The sequence below is a fragment of the Streptomyces sp. NPDC030840 genome, from assembly GCF_055572015.1.
The window spans coordinates 1-16826 of record NZ_JBVIEE010000044.1; the positions used below are offsets into that span (position 1 = coordinate 1).

Genomic DNA, 16826 nt, shown 5'->3' on the forward strand with positions numbered 1-16826 from the left:
CCGCCAGCGAATCAACGTGCTGTTCGCGATGCTCCGCGACGGCACCTTCTACGAACCCCGAACCCCACGCCTCGCTTGACGAAAGACATAGAGGCACCCCCCCGCGAGGGGCCGACTCGCTCCCGACCGAACAAGCGCCCCGGCGCCGTGATCTATGCCCGCTCAGCCGTTCGACGGCTGGCCGCCGCGCCGTCGGCTCCGTGCATTTCGGCCTCGGCGCCACCGAGCCTGAGGATGTCGAAGCCGAAGGCGGCGACCGCGCCGTGCGCACCGGGCTTGAGGACAGCATCCGGCTGTGCCGCGCGGGCGGCGCCCCACGCCAGTGGACAGCGTCGGCGCATGGCGACCCGCCTTGAGCCGCCATGGCCTGTCGCTACCGTGCCGCCTCATCCTCGACGTCGCGGACCAGTTCGATGGCCCGGCCCAGGGTGGCGAGTCGGGCGTCGAGGGTCTCACCGGCGGGATAGAAGCGAACGGTGTCGACACCGGCGTCGCGCCACACCCGCAGCCGCTCGCGCACCATGTCCTCGGTTCCGATCAGCGTGGTCGCCAGCACCATCTCGTCGGTGACCAGGCCGACCGCGCCGTCCCGGTCCCCGGCCTGCCAGCGGGTACGGACCTCGGCCGCCACCTCGGCCCATCCCTGGCGGCTGTAGGCGTTGTTGTAGAAGTTCGTGGTCGCGGAGCCCATGCCGCCGAGGCTGAAGGCCAGTTCCTTCTTGCGTCCAGCCACCATCGCGCGCAGCGCTTCCTCGTCTTCCGCGAAGGCGACCTCGGCACCCTGGCAGATGTCGAGGTCGGCGCGCGTGCGACCGGCGGCCGCCAGCCCCCGGTCCAGGTGGTCGAAGTACGCCTCCTTGGCGCCCTCGGGTACGAAACTGGTGCCCAGCCAGCCGTCGGCGATCTCACCGGTCAGATTCAGCATCTTCGGCGAGAGGGCGGCCAGGTAGACGGGGATGTCGTACTCGGCACGCATCGACAGGCGCATGGGCTTGCCGTCCCCGCCCGGCAGCGGGATCCGGAATTCACGCCCGGAGTGGGAGACCTTCTCCCCCGAGGCGGCCTGTCGCACGATCTCGACGGTCTCGGACATCCGTGACAGCGGCCGGCCGAACGGCACGCCGTGCAGCCCTTCGATCACCTGCGGTCCGGAGGGGCCCAGCCCGAGGAGGAAACGCCCCTGGGAGATCTGCGACAGCGTGATCGCGGCGCGGGTGATGGCCATCGGCGTGCGGGTGCCGAGCTGGATGATTCCCGACCCGAGAAGCATGCGCTCCGTCTTCGCGGCGAGATAGCCCAACGGCGAGGGGGCCTCGGAGCCCCATGCCTCTGCCACCCAGCAGATGTCCAGACCGAGTCTCTCCGCCTCGGTGACGTAGTCGACGATCTCCCGCCAGTCGCCCCCGGAGGCTTCGATCGTGGTGGAGGTACGCATCACACAGTCGCCTCACCCGAGGTCCGGGCGCTCTCGGCCAGCTTCTTGACCCCTTCGAGGGTGACGGTCATGTTGGCCTCGAACTCCCGCATGCGCACGAAGACGATCTTCTGCTCCTTCTCCGGCATGCGATCGATGGCGAAGGACAGGCCCGACCGAGCGGGCCCTATTTGCATCCACTCCCGCAGCAGAGTGCCGCCGTCCTGCGGTTCCAACGTGAACCGCCAGATCGCCGTCGGGTGCTGCGGATCCTCGACCGCCCAGGCAAGCCTCCTCGAGGGCTCGTACTCCACGATGTGGGACGTGGTGGCCCACTCCCCCAACGCTTCGTGCTTGCTCCGGCCGACGAATCGGGCTCCTAGAGCAGGGCCGCTCCTGCCGTCCAGCCATTGCACCGACTGCAGCTCGGGACTCATGCGCGGCATCAGCTCGATGTCGGACACCAGCGCCCACACCCGCGCCGGCGCGGCGGCGATCCAGGTGTGGACTTCGACCGTCGGCCTGTCCGCATAGCGCGCGCCCGTCCACTCCATGATCCCGCAGCCTCCCTGCCCGTCAAGAACACGCATATAAGCAACTGACCAGTAAAGTTGCGTAGATAGACCTACTTGTCAAGAGTGACATGGCTACCATAGTGCTACCGAATCAGCCCGCGAATCGCTCCCGCACATCCGGCCGTTCAGCCAAGTGCGGTGGATAGCCGGGACCCATCCGGGGGCGGGTGTTGGCCGCGGTCATGGGCTCGCCGCAGGCGGCGCACACCACCTCGGCATGGGCCTCCTGCCCGCACACCTCGTGACGCATCGCCACTGGCGGGCCCGACTCACCGGCCAGCCAGCGGTCTCCCCACCGGTTCATCACCAGCAGCACGCCGAAGAAATCGCGCCCCTTCTCGGTGAGCACGTAGTCGAACCGGACCGGCTCCGTCTGGTACGGCCGCTTCTCCAGCAGCCCCTCCTCCACCAGCCGGCGCAGCCGGTCCGTCAGCGTATTACGGGCGATCCCCAGCGACTCCTGGAACGCGTCGAACCGCCTGATCCCGTAGAACGCCTCCCGCAGCACCAACGGCGTCCACCAGTCCCCGAGCAGGTCCATGGTCCGCGCGATCGAGCAGGGCCACTGCGCAAAGGATGTCCGCCTCATGACAGCCAGCATAGGTTCGTTCAGTCGTGAGACCCAGCAGGTAAGGCGTACAGGATCCGGCGCTGCCGCTCGTTCAGGTGCGGTGTCACCGCCGCCAGCTCCTCCCGCAACGGAATGATCGGCTCATCGAAGCACCCCATGCCATCCCAACGAGCCCAACTACCGCAAGCAACCCACTAATTCATCGACAGCCCCAACTTCCATGATCTCAGAGGGTGTTTGATCTAGGTGGATTGCCCTTTTTCTCCTAGTAAGTTCCTCGCCAGGTGGGTATCGTCTCGTCCGTTGTGCGCTTGGTGAGGTTGTCGATCGAGGCGACGTGGATCATGGCCTCGGAGCTGGCGGGCAGGGTCTCGTAGTCCCGGGCGAGATGTCGGTGCAGCATGATCCAACCAATGCTTCGCTCGACAACCCAGCGCCTTTTGACAACGTGGAAGCCGCGAACTCCTGGGTTTCTGTTGACGACTTCGACGTCGATTCCGAGACTGGCGCCGTGCTCGATGACGGCGTTTCTTGAAGCCGGTGTCGACCCAGCTCTTGGAAATAGTCGGGTAGGTCTTCTTGGCCTGGTCGAGGAGCGACCTCGCCCAGCGCGGACTGTACGAGTTCCAGGCTGCTGGCGGTCACACTGCTGATCTGGGGACTGCGTTCGTCGACGAGGATGAGCAGGCTCTCGGCGTTGCGGCGCATACGCGTCGCGAGGTGGTCGAGTTCGAAGAGCTCGGCGAGCGCCTCGGGGTCGAGCTCCTGCTGTTCGAGGGCGGTGATGAGGCTCAGCTGGCGGCCAGATCGCGGACAGCACCGACGCCGCCCTGACGATGGAACTGGGCACCTCGACCCGCGAGGACATCGACGCCCGGACCGTCACCATCATCGGGCAGTTGAACCTGCTTCTCGGTGAGGAGCTGGGCGCCGACGCCGACCCGGACGTCCGGGAGCTGTTCAGACGGGCGTACCGACTGCTGGAGCTGTCGGAGCGCCCCACGAAGAACACGCCGACCTTCAGCGCCTTCTTCTTCATGCGCGACGTGGCCGGCCTTGCCCGCCGTCTGCTGTGGGTCCACACCGAGGACAACGGCCATGCGCCCTGACCATCCCCTGCTGCTTCACGGCTCGTCCGCGCCGGTTCGCGCTGCCATGGAGCCCCAACCGGGCTTCTGGTGCGAGTGGCGCCATGCTGACGGACGCCGGATCAGGTCAGCTTCCCAGCGCACTCCCGAGGCGGCCCTCCGGTGGGCCCGCATCAACGTCCGCATCATCGCCTCGGCCGTGGACGAGGTCTTCGTCGATCCCCTTGTGGACCGGAGCTACCAGGGCTGGCGCGAAGCCGCCTGTGCCCTCATAGAGGGCAAGGACTTCACGCTGCCACTCGTGGCGGAGCCGCACTCCTTCGTGTGGCACGCCCGCCCCGCCCACTTCCTCACTCTCGTCGGCGGGAGCCCGATGCCACACATTCCGGCAGGTGACGCGCCATGGGATTGAGGCCCGGCGAGCTGTGGGGCCGCTTCGACTGGCAGAACAGAAGCTGCTTCAGGTGCGAGCAGACGGACGTCCCCCTGGCATAGATCGACGAAATCGCGGCGGCGAGCACGGCATTTCCACTCTTCGCCCCCAGCGGTGCGTCTTCAGGCTCGAACAGCTCCACTGGACGATGAGCGAGCGAGCCGCCCGCCGGCAAGGGTCCCCCGCGGTGGCCCCCGCGCAGCCCCAACCCATAAGCCAGTGGCCCACCAGCGCGCCACTCGTCAGACCGCCCGCCCACGTCGCGTAGGGGGACAGCCGCGCCCTGGGCGGGCCTTCAACGCCCCGCCGCCGCTGCTCGAATTCGCAGCCTACGCCACCGCAAGAGGCCGCGCGCTGGTGGACCGGGAGCTGTACCTGCCCAAGTCCTGGACCTCCGACCCGGACCGCTGCACCCGGCTCGTCGACCTAGGTCGCACCGTGCGGCGCCGCACAGTGTCGCCTTATTCCGCGTAAAGCGCCTCGACTTCCGCCGCGTATTTCTCGGTGACGTGGCGACGTCTGAGCTTCATGGTCGGCGTGAGTTCGTCGCCGGGTCGCCATTGGGCGTCGAGCACGGTGAAGCGCTTGATCTGTTCCACCCGCGCCAGCCGCGCGTTGGCCGCCGCGACTTGGTCGGCCACGCGGGCCAGGATGTCGCGGTTGGTCGCCCCAAGTCCGGCGGTCGCCTCGGGGTCGAGTACGAGCAGCGCGACGTTGTAGGGGCGGCGGTCGCCGACGACGCATGCGTGGGCGATCAGCGGGCCGGCCGAGGTGAGCGTCAGTTCGATCGCGGTGGGCGACATGTTCTTGCCCGCGGCATTGATGATGATCTCTTTCTTGCGGTCGATGATCCAGAGGAACCCGTCGTCGTCGATGCGAGCGACGTCTCCGGTGTGCAACCACCCTTCGGGGTCGATCGCCTCGCGTGTCGCCTCGGGCATGCCCCGGTAGCCACGCATCACGATCGGCCCGCGGACCAGCAGCTCGCCGTCGCCGGCCAGGCGCAGCTCCACGTCCGGCACCGGGCGTCCGACGCTCCCGGGCCGGGGGCTGCCTGGGGTGATGGTTGCAATGAGGCATGAGGTCTCCGACATGCCCAGTGCCTCGCAGAGCGGCAGCCCGAGCGCGTCGAAGAACTCCAGCACATCGGGCGAGGTGGGCGCGGCCCCGGTGATCAGCCATGCCGTCTCGTCGAGCCCGAGCCGCTCGCGGATGCCCTTCGCCAGGTTCTCGTCGGCGCGGGCCGCTGCGGCGAGGTCACCGTCGAAGCTCGCCTCAAGCGCGGCCTTGGTCTTCTCCCATACGCGCGGGACGGCGCCGAACACCGTCGGCCGGACCGTGGCCACGACCTCCATGACCTGCCGCATGTCCGCCACCGTCGTCACGGTGTTGGCGTACGTCATGAACGCCGAGTAGTGCGAGGACCAGCGGTCGGCGATGTGCGCCAACGGCAGGAACGACACCTGCCGCCCGCCCCCGGGCAGCGGTACGGCCGCGTGCACGGCCCGCAGTTGGGCGAGCATGTTGGCGTGGGTGATCTCGACGCCCTTCGGCCGGCCGGTGGTCCCGGAGGTGTAGATCAGCGTGAGTGTGTGCTCGCCGGTGACCGCGTCCGCACAGGCGGCGAGGTCGACCGGCTCGGAGCCTTCGAGTTCGGCGAGGGTCAGGCATCCCGGGGCCTGGCCGTCGACCAGTACGATCGACTCCACATGAGCGTCCGCGGCACGGACGGCGTCGAGGAACCGAGCCTCGGTGACCACCACCCGGGCACGCGCGTTGGCCAGCACGTAGGAGACCTGCTCGGCCGGGAACGTGTTGTAGACGCTGTACGGCGTGGCCCCGAGGAACATCGCCGCGGCGTCGACGAGATGGAACTCCGGCCGGTTGACGAGCATGACCGCGACCGTGTCGCCGTCGCGCAGTCCGAGTTCGCGCAGGCCGGCGGCGACGCGGGCTATCCTGCTCAGGCACTCGCCGTAGGTGAGTTCGACGGAGCCGTCCGGCGTGCGCAGCGCGGTATGTGCTGTGTTCGCGGCGGCCGTCCACAGCAGCACATCACACATCGACCTCGCGCCCTGAAGCGCGGCTGCCTCTGGCGCCGCCACCGCAGGTGTTGTGACCACCATCGTCTACCTCGCTTGAATTCCGATTTCGTCAGCTCGCGCTTGGGCATCAACGAGTCTGGCCGCGGCGCCCAGACCCCGTCGACACCCGAAACTCGCCGCCACACACCCACACGGAGGTCTGCGTCCATGGCACCTCAGGCAGAGACCGCTTCGGATCTCGACTACCGCACTCTCGTCGAACGGCTGTCCGACGTTGTCTACGCCGTGGACCTCGAGGGCAGGTTCACCTATCTCAACGCCGCGGGCCTGGACCTGTTCGGACGGACATGGCAGGAGCTGGCCGGAGAGCACTTCAGGGCCGTGGTCGCGCCCGAATCGCTCGACGTCGTCCTCGATTACTTCAAGCGCGGCGTCCAGACGCCCGAAGTCCGCCCGTTCTTCGAGCTGCGTGTGCTGCGCCCCGACGGCCGGCGGATCGACATGGAGGTTCACGCCGGTGCCCTCTATCGCAACGGGGTGCCGGTCGGCCGGCAGGGCGTCGGCCGGGACATCTCCCAGCTCAAACACCTGCAGGCGCAGGTCGACGCCACGTCGAAGCGCCTGGAACTCATCGAGGACCAGCAGCGCGTCGCCTTCGACCTCTATCGCAGGATCGCGCTGATGTCCGAGCAGGCGCCCGCGGACCCCGAGCGCGTCGACAAGGTCCTGCGAACGGTCCAGCACTCGCTGGAGATCGAGGCTGCGAAGGCGGTCGGTCTGAACGAGCACGATCTGCGCATCGTGCGGCTGGTCAGCGAAGGGTGCTCGAACCGTGAGATCGCCGACGCGGTCCACCTGAGCCCCAACACGGTCAAGGACCACGTCAGCCGCATCATCGCCTGCCTCGGCGCACGCAGCCGCGCGGGCGTCGGAGCCCGCGCGGCGCAGCTCGGTCTGCTCGCCTCACCCCGGAGTGGGTGAGCACCGGCTCTGGTCGAGTTCCTGTGGAGGACTCAACGACACTGACGTCAGTGGTGTGTAGTGGGCCGCGCTCTAGTTGTATTGATCCGCAGCGTTGTTCACGCGGCTGATCGATGGCTGGCCTCCGCTGTGCATCCGCGGCGGCAGTGGTCCAGCCGCTGTCAGGACACGCTGGGCCCCGTCCGAGGCTCGAGGAGAGCGAGGGCGAACTCGAACGCCCGATCGACCCGCGCGCGGTCTCCCGAGACGAGAAGGTCGAGCTGAAGCCCCCGTATCTGAGCCAGGAGGAGGGTGGCCAGGGCTGACGCGTCCTCGGGCGCCCACCCGTCCTGCCTGAGCCACCCGGAGATGAAAACGATGAACTCGGCCTCCATCGACCGCGTCAGCTCCCCGCCGTCGCCGGACCGCCAGCCCTTGGCGGCGACCATCTCGAACAGGAGCAGGAACTGCCGCTGCTCCTTCGGCTCGCACAGCCGCCGCCAAGTGATCCTCAGCAGTTGTGCCGTCGACCCGGCTTCCTTCAGTTCCCTGTCGGCGGTCACCTGAGCGAAGAGATCGGTGCGGATCTTCTCCACTACGCACTTGATCAGCTCGTCCTTCGACGAGAAGTGGCGCAGCAGCGTCGCATGGGTCACCCCCAGCGCCTGGGCCACCGGACGCAGCGACAGGCCGGCGATGCCGTGATCGAGGACGTACTCGGTCGCCGCAGCCAGCAGCTCCGGCCGCCGGTGCTGAAACCGGAGGGTCCGCCCGTCGACGCGCTCGGAACTCATCAGCTGTCGTCCTCACTCCGTATGCCTGGTCCACTGAGCGTACCAGCCGGTTGCCCTAACCGAGTGGTACCGCTACTTTCTCCCGCACGGAAGCCCAAAGCCTCCGCATCGGTCGAGACCCCCTGAAGGACGACGATGACTGATCAAAAGTTCGTGAACATCGCTGATTTGGGACTGTTCACCGGTGTCCCGCAGCACGAGAACTTCTCCCGCATCAAGGATCTGCTGCCGACCTGTGCGATGGCCCCCTCGTCGAAGCCCAGTGCCTGGCCGCAGGGTGACGCCATCACGCTTCCGGCGACCTACTCGTTCGAGGGCGAATCGCGGTCGACCGAGCAGTTCCTGGAGGACTCCGACACCGGGGCGCTGCTCGTCCTGATCGACGGCGTCGTGCGTTACGAGCGCTACCTGCTGACCGGCGGGCCCGGCGTTCAGTGGCTGTCGGCTTCGGTGGCCAAGAGTTTCGTCTCCGCGCTCGTCGGCATCGCGCTCGAGGAAGGCCACATAGCGAGCATCGACGACGCGATCAGCGACTACGTGCCCGTGCGGGCCGGTTCGGCGTACGAGGGAGTGTCCATCCGGCACGTGCTGCAGATGTCGTCCGGCGCCCGGTGGGACGAGAGCTACAGCGACCCGGAGTCCGACAGCACCCGGCTCGTGGCCGTCCTGGCCGGCCTCGGCACGTTCGACGACTTCGTCGCCACCGCGGTCGGCCAGAGCGAGCCGGGCACCGTCTGCCGCTACAGCTCCGGCGACACCCAGGCACTGGGGGCACTGGTGACCCGGGCGACCGGCCGTCCCCTCAGCGAGTACATGCAGGAAAAACTGTGTGAGCCCCTCGGCATGGAATCCCCCGCCTACTGGATCGTGGACTCCGCCGGCACGGAGGCGGCCTTCGCTGGCCTGAACATGACCGCACGGGATTTCGCCCGACTCGGCGAGCTCTACCGCAACGGCGGGCTCTGGCAGGGCAAGCAGATCATCCCCGCGCAGTGGGTGCGCGACTCCGTGACCGTCGCGGCTCCGCATCTGGAGGCGGGCCGGCCCTGGGTCGGCCCGCAGACCGTCGACCTGGGCTACGGCTACCAGTGGTGGCGTCCTGCGGGAGACCGCGGCGACTTCGCCGCGATCGGCGCCTACAACCAGTACGTCTTCGTCGATCCGGCCAGCAGTACCACCATCGTGAAGCTGTCCGCCAACCGCAGGTTCGGGATGTCCGAGTTGGAGGCCGACAACCGCGTCATGGAGAACGTGGCCTTCCTCCAGGCGATCGCCGGGCACGCCCACTGACAGCGAAAAACAGGCGGCAACACGCCCGTCGAAGTGCCCACCCGCACATCCAGGTGAGGAGCACCTCCGTGTCCACCATCCCTGCGGCCCGCACAAGCGGACGAGCATGGGCCCTGCTGCTCGTGCTGTGCGGCACGGTCTTCCTCGAGGGCATCGATGTCGCCATGCTGGCCATTGCCGTCCCCACCATCCGCGCCGACCTCGGCCTGACCACCGGCACCGCGGCGTGGGTCATGAGTGGCTATGTGCTCGGCTACGCCGGTTTCACCCTGCTCGGCGGCCGGGCTGCCGATCTGCTGGGCAGGCGGCGGATGTTCCTCACCTGGCTGGGCGTCTTCCTTGTCTTCTCCATGCTGGGGGGCTTCGCGACCGACAGCTGGATGCTGGTCATGGCCCGGTTCGTCACCGGCGTGGCGGCGGCCTTCATGACCCCCGCCGCCATGTCGATCATCACGACCTCGTATCCGGAGGGGCCGCAGCGCGACAAGGCCCTGCTCATCTTCGCCGGTGTCGGCGCCGGCGGCTTCTCACTGGGCCTCGTCATCGGCGGGCTGCTGACCGAACTCGGCTGGCGCTGGGTCTTCTTCGCCCCGGCGTTCCTGGCCGGCGCCATCCTGCTCGCAGCGATCCGGCTGCTGCCGGCTGAGGCCCGCCCCGAGCCCGCACCGCACGGCTACGACCTGCCGGGTGCGGCCAGCGCCGCCGCCGCGATGCTGCTGCTGGCCTACGGCATTGTCCGGCTCGAGCACGGCGGCGAAGGGCTCGGGCTGACTCTCGGCGCGCTCGCCGCCGGGCTGGCGCTGGTGGCGGCGTTCATCCTGATCGAACGACGCGCCACAGCGCCGCTCGTCCGGCTGGGGATCTTCCGCAAGGCCACGATGGTGCGGGCCGACCTCGCCGCGCTGCTCTTCCTGGGCGCGTTCTTCGGCTTCCAGTTCATCATCACGCTCTACCTGCAGGAGCAGCGCGGCTGGTCCTCCCTGCAGACCGCGATCGCGCTGATCATCATGGGCTGCGACGCCGTGCTGGCGCCCCTCCTCACCCCGCGACTGGTGAACCGCTACGGCAACAGCCGGGTGATCTTCGCCGGCTTCCTGCTGGCGATCGTGGCCTATGCCCTCTTCCTGCCGCTGGGGATGGACTGGTCCTACGCGGCGATGTTCCCGGGCCTGCTCCTGTCGGGTATCGCCTTCGCCCTCACCTACGGTCCGCTCACCATCGCGGCGACCGACAGCGTGGCCAAGGAGGAGCAGGGCCTGGCCAGCGGGCTGCTGTACACATTCACCCAGTTCGGCTCGGCGGTCGGGATCTCCGCGGTGACCGCGGTGTACGGGATCGCCGCGGCCGGCTCCGACGGCTCACCGGGCACGGCGCTGGACGCCTACCGCACCGCGCTCGTCGTCCCGGTGGCCATGGTGCTGCTGGGGGCAGCGGTCTCCGCCTTCGGCCTGCGCACTGCCAGACCCGCCGGCCAACACAAGGGCGCGGCGCCCGCGGCCCGCCACGAGGTCAACAACGGCGTTCCGGGGTAAGGCCGACGACGACCGCCACACCGAGTCCATCACGCCTCCCGTACCAACCACCGCCTCCCTACCGCCGAGTGCACTGCATCGTCGGCAGGCGCACCGGTGCGCCTGATGCACCGCACCAGGCGCACCGGATGCCGGATGACCTGCACCCCCTCACCGGGTATGGCGCACCGGAGTGGAGTCCACCCGACCCGCCCACCGTGGTCTTCGCTGCCTGAGTGGACTCCACTCTCATCCGCGGGGCGGAGTCCACCGTGGCCACGGCCCTGAAGTGCTCTCCGGCCAGATCAGCACGTGGCCTGGCGAGGCGACAACCTCCCCGACAACCCGGCACAGGTCCTCGACCGGCTCTGGGGCGCGGCCTGATTTTTTCCATCCTCAACGCAGATCGGATAATTGATGAACATTGTGCTCTGGGTCCTGCAGGCGGCGCTGGCCGCCGTTTTCCTCAGCGCGGGCCTGCCGAAGATCGCCAAGCCGAAAGAGGAACTCGTCGCCCCCATGGGCGAATGGGTCAACTCCTTCCCCGCCCCGGGAATCAAGCTCCTCGGCCTGGTCGAGGTTCTCGGCGCCGTCGGCCTGGTCGTTCCGCCGCTCGTCGGAGTCGCCCCGGTACTGAGCCCGGTCGCGGCCGTCGGCATCGTCGTGATCATGGTCGGTGCCATCGTGGCCCACGCGCGCGAATCGGCGGGGTCCAAGATCGCCATGAACGTCGTCCTGGGTGTGCTCGCGGCCGTCGTGGTGTGGGGACGCTTCGGGCCGTACGCGTTCTGAACGGAAGCAAGGTCGCCGTCCACCGGCGGGCGACCCTGCTTTTCGAACGCCCGCTACGGCGTTTCGAGTTCTGCTAGTGGTGCGCGGAACCGACCAGCCGGGCCGCAGGGCGAGGTGGAATCGGGTGATCACGCCGAAGAAGCCAGGGTCTGGGCCGCGCGCGGCCCAGAAGAGTTCCGGATTGGTGGTCTCGTCCGCCCTGACCAACCGTCCGCGCTGCTCTTCCTGGGCGCGTTCTTCGGCTTCCAGTTCATCATCACGCTCTACCTGCAGGAGCAGCGCGGCTGGTCCTCCCTGCAGACCGCGATCGCGCTGATCATCATGGGCTGCGACGCCGTGCTGGCGCCCCTCCTCACCCCGCGACTGGTGAACCGCTACGGCAACAGCCGGGTGATCTTCGGCGGCTTCCTGCTGGCGATCGTGGCCTATGCCCTCTTCCTGCCGCTGGGGATGGACTGGTCCTACGCGGCGATGTTCCCGGGCCTGCTCCTGTCGGGTATCGCCTTCGCCCTCGCCTACGGTCCGCTCACCATCGCGGCGACCGACAGCGTGGCCAAGGAGGAGCAGGGCCTGGCCGGCGGGCTGCTGTACACGTTCACCCAGTTCGGCTCGGCGGTCGGGATCTCCGCGGTGACCGCGGTGTACGGGATCGCCGTGGCCGGCTCCGGCGCCTGCGCAAGTCCAGCAAGGTCGAGAAGGCCATCACCTTCAAAGGCCGCGTCAGCGACATCGTCGACGACCACTCGGTCAAGACCTTCCACCGCCACTACGCCCACGGCACGACCTGGAAGGTCATCGCCGGGGGCTGTCGGAGGAAGAGGTCGAACAGCTTCGCACTGGGCAGCTCGACATGGGCCCCTCCAGCTGCAGGGACCCCTTTGCCCCTCCCTACGGACGCGCCGGCCAGCTCTGCCCGGTCGCTGATCTGGCGGCGGGCCACCTGGCTGCCGCCGTTTGTGAGAGGCGTGGGCTCGTCCTTCTTCTGCTGAGTCCGCTGGGGTCGCCGGCCGGGCGTGAGTGGGTCAGGTGAGGGACCCGAGCGCGGCGTCCAGCCGGGCCGTGGCATGGGTGGCGACTGGTTCCAGCGTCGGCAGGCCGGTGAGGGTGACCATGGTGCCCGGGTCGAGGGTTTGGACAAGCGTGGTGTCGCCGTCGCGGCGGACGACGACGTTGCAGGGCAGGAGCAGGCCGATGCTGCGGTCGGCGTCCAGGGCCTGGTGGGCGAGCGGTGGGTTGCACGCGCCGGGGATGAGGTAGTCCTCCATGTCGTGACCGAGCTTGGCCTTGAGGGTGGCCTTGACCTCGATTTCGGTGAGGATGCCGAAGCCCTGATCGGCCAGGGCCTTGCGTACGGCGGCGACGGTGGTGTCGAAGTCGGTGCCGAGGCGGATGGTGCGGTCGTAGGACACGGGCACTCCCGAACAGTGCGGAACGACTGATTCCTCTATACCCCAGGGGGTACCTGCGGGGTGTCGGGCGAAGCCTTGAGTGGGGCGCTTCCCACCTTTGAAATACCCCCCTGGGTATATCTGTTAGGGTGAGGGTCATATACCCCCCGGGGTACATCGTCCGAGAGGAGTCATGAGCCGTGTTCTTCGTCGACACCCTGGAGTTCGAGGGCCTGGGCAACCGCAGTTACCTGGCCTGTGGACCCAGTGCCGCGGTGGTCATAGACCCGCCGCGGGACATCGACCAGGTCATTGCCGCAGCGGCCCGCCGCGGGGTGCGCATCGCTTTCGTGGCCGAGACCCATGTGCACAACGACTACGTCACCGGCGGTCTGGAGCTGGCCCGCGTCACCGGCGCGCAGTACCTGATGCCGGCCGGGGCGCGTGTGTCGTTCGCCCGCACCCCGATCGCCGACGGCGACACGGTGACGGTGGACGAGGGGCTGGTGCTGCGCGCGATCGCTACTCCCGGGCACACCCCGCACCACACCTCCTACGCCCTCTCCGAGGGCGGGCGGGGTGTGGCGGTGTTCACCGGTGGATCCCTGCTGATCGGCACCGTCGGCCGCCCCGATCTGGTCGAGCCGCGGCTGACCGAGCAGCTGGCCCGCGCTCAGCACGCCTCCGCCCACCGGCTGGCCGACGAGCTGGACGACGAGGTGCCGGTGCTGCCCACCCACGGGTTCGGAAGCTTCTGCTCCTCCTCGCAGGCCGAGGGGGACGCGACCACGATCGGCAAGGAGCGCGAGACCAACGATGCGCTGACCCTGGACGTGGACACCTTCGTCGCCCGGATGCTCGCCGGGCTGGACGACGTGCCCGCCTACTACGCGCACATGGGCCCGGCCAATGCCGAGGGCCCCGCGCCGGTCGACCTCACCCCGCCGAGGCGTGCGGACGCCGAGGAGATCGCCTCCCGGCTGGCCGCCGGTGAGTGGGTGGTGGACCTGCGCAGCCGCGTGGCCTTCGCCGAGGGGCACGTGGCCGGGTCGTTCAACTTCGAGGGCGAGGGCAAGCTCGCCACCTACCTGGCCTGGCTGATCCCGTGGGGCAAGCCCGTCACCCTGCTCGCCGAGACCCCGGAGCAGATCGCCGACGCGCAGAGGGAGCTGGCGCGGGTGGGCATCGACCGCCCGGCCGCCGCCGTCACCGGCGATCCGGCCGGCTGGATCCGCGAGGGGGAGCAGCTCGCCTCCTTCCCCCGCGCCCGTTTCGCCGACCTCGCCGATGTCCGTGAGCGCGGCGACGACGTGGTCGTGCTGGACGTGCGCCGGGACTCGGAGCGTGCGGGCGGCTACATCGACGGCTCGGTCCACATCCCGATCCACGAGCTGCACGGCCGCATCGGCGAGGTGCCGGACGGGGCGGTGTGGGTGCACTGCGCCGGCGGGATGCGCGCGGCGATCGCCGCCTCTCTGCTGGATGCCGCGGGCCGCGACGTGGTCGCTGTCGACGACGGCTTCGACGCCGCCACCGAGGCGGGGCTGACCCTCACCGGGCCCGGCCGCACCGACTGACACACCCTTCCTCGCCCCCTCTCACGAAAGTGATCAAACGATGCTGTCGATCCTTCGCCGCGGCCCCGGCCGCCTCACCCCCCAGCAGGCCCACCAGCGGATCAACGACGGCACCGCCGTCCTGCTGGACGTCCGCGAAACACCCGAGTGGGACGCAGGACACGCTCCCGACGCACTGCACCTGCCTCTTTCCCGGCTGGCGGCAGGGGCGTCGCTCCCGGCAGCCGCGCAGGGCAGGCCAGTGGTCACGATCTGCCGCTCCGGTCACCGCTCCCAGCAGGCCGCCAGGCTGCTGACCGGACGCGGCGTTCAGGCCACAGACGTCACCGGCGGCATGACCGCCTGGGCGCGTGCGGGCTTGCCGGTCATCGCTCCGGGCGGCGGCAACGGCGTCATAGCGTGAGTGCTCTGATCCTGGCTCTGATCGCGGGGGCGGTGGTCGGACTCGCGCTCGGCGCGCTCGGCGGGGGCGGCAGTGTCCTGGCCGTCCCGGCGCTGATCTACCTGCTCGGCTTCACGCCGGCCGCCGCGACCACCGCCAGCCTGATCATCGTCACGGCCACCTCGCTCACCGCCCTGTACGCCCACGCCCGCACCGGCAACGTCCGCTGGAAAGCCGGCGCCCTGTTCGCGGCGGCCGGGCTCCTGCCCGCGGCCGCAGCGGGAGCCGCGGCATCCCGCCTGCCCCAGCCGGTACTGACCGCCGCATTCGCCGCCATCGCCGCACTCGCCGCCGTCGAGATGCTGCGCCCGAGCCGCACTGCCACCGGCCCGGCGGCCGGCGAGGCACGGCCCGCCCGGGCCGCCGGGACCGGCGCCGGGCTGGGCGCGCTGACCGGTCTGCTCGGGGTCGGCGGAGGCTTCCTCGCCGTCCCGGCCCTGGTCACCGTGCTGGCGTTCGAGATGCGGGCCGCCGTAGGCACCAGCCTGCTGGTCATCTCGGCGAACTCGCTGGCGTCCCTGGCCACCCGCGGCGCCACCACCGCCGGCGTCAACTGGGCGGTCATCGGCCCCTTCACCGGGGCGGCGATCCTGGGCGCCTGGGACGGCAAACGCCTGGCCGCCAAGGTCACCGGCACCCTGCTGCAACGCACCTTCGCCGTCGTGCTGCTGGCTGTGGCGGCCTTCATGCTCATCGACGCCCTCACCTGAGGACTCAGACGGATGAGCGGCGCCTCGGCACCACGGCTCAGGCCAGAGACAGGAACAGCTTCTCCAGCCGGGTACGCATCTGCTCCCGGTCGCCGGAGGCGGCCATGTCCGCATCGGTCAGGCAGTGCTGCAGACCGGTGGCGATGATCGCGAAACCCGCCTTGTCCAGAGCCCGGGACGCCGCCGCGAGCTGGGTGACGACGTCCTCGCAGTCCCGCCCCTCCTCGATCATCTTGATCACACCGGCGATCTGGCCCTGCGCCCGGCGCAGCCGGTTGACCACCGTCTTCAGTTCCTCCGCCGCCATCGCCAGTTCCACAACCCACACTCCTTCGAGATACCCCCTTGGGTATCTTACCGAAGGGGTAACCCGAACCAAGAAAAGGAAAATCCCCGTGGCACCCACCACCACCCTCACCGCCGACCAGGCCAACGCCCGCCTGCACGAGCTGACCGTCATCGACGTGCGCACCCCCGGCGAATACGCCTCCGGCCACCTGCCCGGCGCCCACAACATCCCCCTCGACCACCTCGATACCGCCCTGCCCGCCCTGAAGACCGCCGCAGACCGCGGCGACCTCCTCATCGTGTGCGCCTCCGGCGCCCGCTCCGCCCAAGCCTGCCGGCGCCTGGCCGACCACGGCATCACCGCCGCCACCCTCACCGGCGGCACCACCGCCTGGACCCAGCTCGGCCACGACACCCACCGCCCGGCCGGCACCCGCACCCCCTGGGCCATGGACCGCCAAGTCCGCCTCGCCGCCGGATCCCTCGTCCTGACCGGCCTGATCGCCGGACAACGCTGGAATACGGCCCGCTGGCTCTCCGCGGGCGTCGCCGGCGGCCTGGTCTTCTCCGCCCTCACCAACACCTGCGGCATGGCCAAGATCCTCGCCAAGCTCCCCCACAACCAGCCCAAGGCCACCGACCTGGACGACACCCTCGCCGCCCTGATCTCCTAAGGGGTCCTTTCACTATGAGCGTCCGATCAGGTCGCGTGGTCTGGTGCCGTGCATCGCAAGGCGCCGGAAAGTCCTTGATGGGGTCCCCCGTTACGTTTTCCGCGGTCCTGCAAGAGGACCGCTGGCCTCCGGGCCCGGCATGACTGTTCCCCCCTGTCGAACGGATGACCTGGGGGGTGGTGTCACCGGGCCCGGGAGGCGCCGTTGGAGACGCTGATGAGAGGCCCGACTACCGCCTGGCCTGGCGCAAAGCCCGGCCGCTTGCGGGCGGCAG

The 16826-nt window shown here is 69.2% G+C and carries 19 protein-coding genes and 2 pseudogenes; 12 read left to right on the forward strand and 9 right to left on the reverse strand.

Features of this window, described 5'->3' with window-relative positions:
• Positions 1-152: 152 nt before the first annotated feature.
• The 5 genes and pseudogenes from ACZ49J_RS45155 to ACZ49J_RS45175 form a co-directional block, all read right to left on the reverse strand.
• Positions 153-341, reverse strand: a complete 189-nt coding sequence (locus tag ACZ49J_RS45155; RefSeq protein ID WP_467457712.1) for a hypothetical protein — start codon at positions 339-341, stop codon at positions 153-155.
• 32 nt (positions 342-373) lie between these two features.
• A complete protein-coding gene (locus ACZ49J_RS45160) occupies positions 374-1435 on the reverse strand; it encodes an LLM class flavin-dependent oxidoreductase (RefSeq protein WP_467457711.1) in 1062 nt (353 codons plus the stop codon).
• Positions 1435-1968: an SRPBCC family protein gene (locus tag ACZ49J_RS45165; protein WP_467457709.1), complete on the reverse strand. Its 534-nt coding sequence runs from the start codon at positions 1966-1968 to the stop codon at positions 1435-1437. Before ACZ49J_RS45165 ends, ACZ49J_RS45160 begins: the two co-directional genes overlap by 1 nt.
• A gap of 112 nt (positions 1969-2080) precedes the next feature.
• Complete coding sequence (locus ACZ49J_RS45170) at positions 2081-2578, reverse strand: winged helix-turn-helix transcriptional regulator (protein WP_467457708.1); 498 nt, start codon at positions 2576-2578, stop codon at positions 2081-2083.
• Between the two features lie 247 nt (positions 2579-2825).
• Positions 2826-3156 (reverse strand): annotated as a pseudogene (locus ACZ49J_RS45175) (transposase); the annotation flags it as partial.
• On the opposite strand from ACZ49J_RS45175, the gene ACZ49J_RS45180 reads away from it, so the two are divergent.
• Genes ACZ49J_RS45180 through ACZ49J_RS45190 form a run of 3 tightly spaced genes read left to right on the forward strand, consistent with a single transcriptional unit; the run spans position 3140 to position 4060 of the window.
• Entirely contained in the window at positions 3140-3394 is a 255-nt protein-coding gene (locus ACZ49J_RS45180; protein WP_467457706.1) for a hypothetical protein, read from the forward strand. The pseudogene ACZ49J_RS45175 and the gene ACZ49J_RS45180 overlap by 17 nt on opposite strands.
• Before the next feature lie 2 nt (positions 3395-3396).
• On the forward strand, positions 3397-3669 hold the full coding sequence (locus tag ACZ49J_RS45185; protein ID WP_467457704.1) for a hypothetical protein: 273 nt from the start codon (positions 3397-3399) through the stop codon (positions 3667-3669).
• The gene (locus tag ACZ49J_RS45190; RefSeq protein ID WP_467457703.1) at positions 3659-4060 is read left to right on the forward strand and encodes a hypothetical protein; all 402 of its coding nucleotides are present in this window, start codon (positions 3659-3661) and stop codon (positions 4058-4060) included. The genes ACZ49J_RS45185 and ACZ49J_RS45190 overlap by 11 nt, the downstream gene beginning before the upstream one ends.
• 482 nt (positions 4061-4542) lie before the next feature.
• On the opposite strand, the gene ACZ49J_RS45195 is transcribed toward ACZ49J_RS45190, so the two are convergent.
• Positions 4543-6144, reverse strand: coding sequence for an AMP-dependent synthetase/ligase (locus ACZ49J_RS45195; RefSeq protein ID WP_467457701.1), 1602 nt, complete (start codon positions 6142-6144; stop codon positions 4543-4545).
• A 189-nt stretch (positions 6145-6333) separates the two neighbouring features.
• On the opposite strand from ACZ49J_RS45195, the gene ACZ49J_RS45200 reads away from it, so the two are divergent.
• Positions 6334-7107: a helix-turn-helix transcriptional regulator gene (locus tag ACZ49J_RS45200; RefSeq protein ID WP_467457699.1), complete on the forward strand. Its 774-nt coding sequence runs from the start codon at positions 6334-6336 to the stop codon at positions 7105-7107.
• A gap of 161 nt (positions 7108-7268) precedes the next feature.
• On the opposite strand, the gene ACZ49J_RS45205 is transcribed toward ACZ49J_RS45200, so the two are convergent.
• Complete coding sequence (locus tag ACZ49J_RS45205; protein ID WP_467457697.1) at positions 7269-7880, reverse strand: TetR/AcrR family transcriptional regulator; 612 nt, start codon at positions 7878-7880, stop codon at positions 7269-7271.
• A gap of 135 nt (positions 7881-8015) precedes the next feature.
• On the opposite strand from ACZ49J_RS45205, the gene ACZ49J_RS45210 reads away from it, so the two are divergent.
• The 4 genes and pseudogenes from ACZ49J_RS45210 to ACZ49J_RS45225 form a co-directional block, all read left to right on the forward strand.
• The gene (locus ACZ49J_RS45210; protein ID WP_467457696.1) at positions 8016-9170 is read left to right on the forward strand and encodes a serine hydrolase domain-containing protein; all 1155 of its coding nucleotides are present in this window, start codon (positions 8016-8018) and stop codon (positions 9168-9170) included.
• Between the two features lie 68 nt (positions 9171-9238).
• On the forward strand, positions 9239-10702 hold the full coding sequence (locus tag ACZ49J_RS45215) for an MFS transporter (RefSeq protein ID WP_467457695.1): 1464 nt from the start codon (positions 9239-9241) through the stop codon (positions 10700-10702).
• A 396-nt stretch (positions 10703-11098) separates the two neighbouring features.
• Positions 11099-11473, forward strand: coding sequence for a DoxX family protein (locus tag ACZ49J_RS45220; protein ID WP_467457694.1), 375 nt, complete (start codon positions 11099-11101; stop codon positions 11471-11473).
• 174 nt (positions 11474-11647) lie between these two features.
• Positions 11648-12397: pseudogene (locus tag ACZ49J_RS45225) on the forward strand (MFS transporter); the annotation flags it as partial.
• Positions 12398-12495: 98 nt separating this feature from the next.
• Here the strand turns inward: ACZ49J_RS45225 and ACZ49J_RS45230 are convergent.
• Positions 12496-12882, reverse strand: coding sequence for a DUF302 domain-containing protein (locus tag ACZ49J_RS45230; RefSeq protein WP_467457692.1), 387 nt, complete (start codon positions 12880-12882; stop codon positions 12496-12498).
• Positions 12883-13061: 179 nt separating this feature from the next.
• On the opposite strand from ACZ49J_RS45230, the gene ACZ49J_RS45235 reads away from it, so the two are divergent.
• From ACZ49J_RS45235 to ACZ49J_RS45245, 3 genes are read left to right on the forward strand one after another with little or no spacing between them, the layout of a single operon-like run.
• A complete protein-coding gene (locus ACZ49J_RS45235; protein WP_467457691.1) occupies positions 13062-14438 on the forward strand; it encodes an MBL fold metallo-hydrolase in 1377 nt (458 codons plus the stop codon).
• A 40-nt stretch (positions 14439-14478) separates the two neighbouring features.
• Positions 14479-14841 carry a rhodanese-like domain-containing protein gene (locus tag ACZ49J_RS45240; protein WP_467457689.1) on the forward strand — a complete coding sequence of 121 codons (363 nt, stop codon included), beginning with the start codon at positions 14479-14481 and terminating at the stop codon, positions 14839-14841.
• Positions 14838-15590: a sulfite exporter TauE/SafE family protein gene (locus tag ACZ49J_RS45245; protein ID WP_467457688.1), complete on the forward strand. Its 753-nt coding sequence runs from the start codon at positions 14838-14840 to the stop codon at positions 15588-15590. Before ACZ49J_RS45240 ends, ACZ49J_RS45245 begins: the two co-directional genes overlap by 4 nt.
• Before the next feature lie 37 nt (positions 15591-15627).
• Here ACZ49J_RS45245 and ACZ49J_RS45250 read toward each other — a convergent pair whose 3' ends face one another.
• Positions 15628-15909, reverse strand: coding sequence for a metal-sensitive transcriptional regulator (locus ACZ49J_RS45250; protein ID WP_010358257.1), 282 nt, complete (start codon positions 15907-15909; stop codon positions 15628-15630).
• Positions 15910-15985: 76 nt separating this feature from the next.
• Between ACZ49J_RS45250 and ACZ49J_RS45255 the strand changes: the two genes are divergently transcribed.
• Positions 15986-16552, forward strand: coding sequence for a rhodanese-like domain-containing protein (locus tag ACZ49J_RS45255; RefSeq protein WP_467457686.1), 567 nt, complete (start codon positions 15986-15988; stop codon positions 16550-16552).
• The last annotated feature ends 274 nt before the right edge of the window (positions 16553-16826 follow it).

Excerpts from the sequence above, each read along its gene's own strand:
- ACZ49J_RS45155 (WP_467457712.1), bottom strand. The coding sequence starts at position 341 with ATGCGCCGACGCTGTCCACTGGCGTGGGGCGCCGCCCGCGCGGCACAG.
- ACZ49J_RS45160 (WP_467457711.1), bottom strand. The coding sequence starts at position 1,435 with ATGCGTACCTCCACCACGATCGAAGCCTCCGGGGGCGACTGGCGGGAG.
- ACZ49J_RS45165 (WP_467457709.1), bottom strand. The coding sequence starts at position 1,968 with ATGGAGTGGACGGGCGCGCGCTATGCGGACAGGCCGACGGTCGAAGTC.
- ACZ49J_RS45170 (WP_467457708.1), bottom strand. The coding sequence starts at position 2,578 with ATGAGGCGGACATCCTTTGCGCAGTGGCCCTGCTCGATCGCGCGGACC.
- ACZ49J_RS45185 (WP_467457704.1), top strand. The coding sequence starts at position 3,397 with ATGGAACTGGGCACCTCGACCCGCGAGGACATCGACGCCCGGACCGTC.
- ACZ49J_RS45190 (WP_467457703.1), top strand. The coding sequence starts at position 3,659 with ATGCGCCCTGACCATCCCCTGCTGCTTCACGGCTCGTCCGCGCCGGTT.
- ACZ49J_RS45195 (WP_467457701.1), bottom strand. The coding sequence starts at position 6,144 with ATGTGTGATGTGCTGCTGTGGACGGCCGCCGCGAACACAGCACATACC.
- ACZ49J_RS45200 (WP_467457699.1), top strand. The coding sequence starts at position 6,334 with ATGGCACCTCAGGCAGAGACCGCTTCGGATCTCGACTACCGCACTCTC.
- ACZ49J_RS45205 (WP_467457697.1), bottom strand. The coding sequence starts at position 7,880 with ATGAGTTCCGAGCGCGTCGACGGGCGGACCCTCCGGTTTCAGCACCGG.
- ACZ49J_RS45210 (WP_467457696.1), top strand. The coding sequence starts at position 8,016 with ATGACTGATCAAAAGTTCGTGAACATCGCTGATTTGGGACTGTTCACC.
- ACZ49J_RS45220 (WP_467457694.1), top strand. The coding sequence starts at position 11,099 with ATGAACATTGTGCTCTGGGTCCTGCAGGCGGCGCTGGCCGCCGTTTTC.
- ACZ49J_RS45240 (WP_467457689.1), top strand. The coding sequence starts at position 14,479 with ATGCTGTCGATCCTTCGCCGCGGCCCCGGCCGCCTCACCCCCCAGCAG.